Origin of the sequence: Microbacterium sp. B24, from assembly GCF_000333415.1 — a bacterium.
Lineage (GTDB): Bacteria > Actinomycetota > Actinomycetes > Actinomycetales > Microbacteriaceae > Microbacterium.
Window position 1 is genome coordinate 1 of sequence record NZ_BADB01000275.1, and the last position, 1281, is coordinate 1281.

The window sequence follows — 1281 nt, forward strand, 5'->3', positions numbered from 1 at the left end:
CGTCGTCGTCCGCAACCGCGCAGGCCGCCGCGCGCTCGCCTGGGTGGACGATGAGACCGTCACCGGCGCGGTCGATACGCCGATCGCGGCCGGTGCGGCTCCCGACCTGCTTGCTCGACGCCCGCGACGCTCCCCGCTGCGCGCCGGCGTCGTCGTGCCGTTGCTCACCGCCATCGGCGTCTGCGGCGCCTACGCGGCCGCGACGCTGCTCTGGCCGCTCTGGGCCGTGGCGCCGACCGTGCGGGAGATCACGCCCGACGGACCGGTGGCGACCGTGTCGGCCGTGGCGTGGCCGTCCGCGGGCGCCGGCGCCGTCGGCGTCGCGGGATTCGAGGCCGTCGCGGCATCCTCGAGCGCACCCGTCTCGATGGCGAGCATCTCCAAGGTCGTCACCGTCCTGATGATCCTCGACGAGATGCCGCTGAGCGTCGGACAGCCGGGGCCGGAGTTCACCTTCACCTCGCGCGACCGCCAGACGTACTGGGACTATCTGGCGGACGACGAGTCAGCGCTGGATGTCCCCGTCGGAGGCACGCTCACCGAGTACCAGATGCTGCAGGGCATTCTGATGGGGTCGGCGGGCAACTACACGAATCGACTGGCCAGCACCCTCTGGCCGACCGACGAGGTGTTCGCCCAGGCCGCGCGGGCATGGCTGGACCGGCACGGGCTCGGGGCCATCACGCTGTCGGAGCCGACGGGAATCGACCCCGCCAACACCGCCGAGCCGGCCGCTCTGGTGACGCTGGCGCAGCTCGCCCTCGCCAACCCCGTGGTGGCCGAGATCGCTCGCACCCGCACGGTCGACCTCCCCGGCGCGGGCGAGGTCACCAACACCAACGATCTGCTGGCCGATCCCGGCGTCGTCGGACTGAAGACGGGGAGCCTGGAAGCGTTCTACAACCTGCTCGCGGCGAAGGACATCACCGTCGGGACCACCCAGGTGCGCGTCTATGCCACCGCTCTGGGTCAGCCCACTGCCGAGGCACGCGACCAGGAGACGGCACGTCTGCTGTCCGAGGTCACCACCGAGGTCTCGACACCCCTCGCCCTGCCGGCCGGCACGCTCGCCGGCGTGGTGAGCACCGCCTGGGGGGCGACGGCGAACATCGTGACGGATGCCGACGCGGCAGTCATCCTCTGGAACGGCGCCGCGGCGGCGACGACCACGACGCTCGATCTGGGACAGGCCCGCACGGCGAACGCCGCCGTCGGCCAGGTGCTGGTGCGCGGCCCGTTGAACGCAGCGACGGTCGGGGTGCACCTGACGGCCGACATCCC

At 72.4% G+C, this 1281-nt stretch carries 1 protein-coding gene; it reads left to right on the forward strand.

From position 1 onward, the window contains the following. The coding region (locus tag I5I_RS07205; protein WP_036318143.1) for a D-alanyl-D-alanine carboxypeptidase at nucleotides 1–1281 on the forward strand (1281 nt) is incomplete at both ends.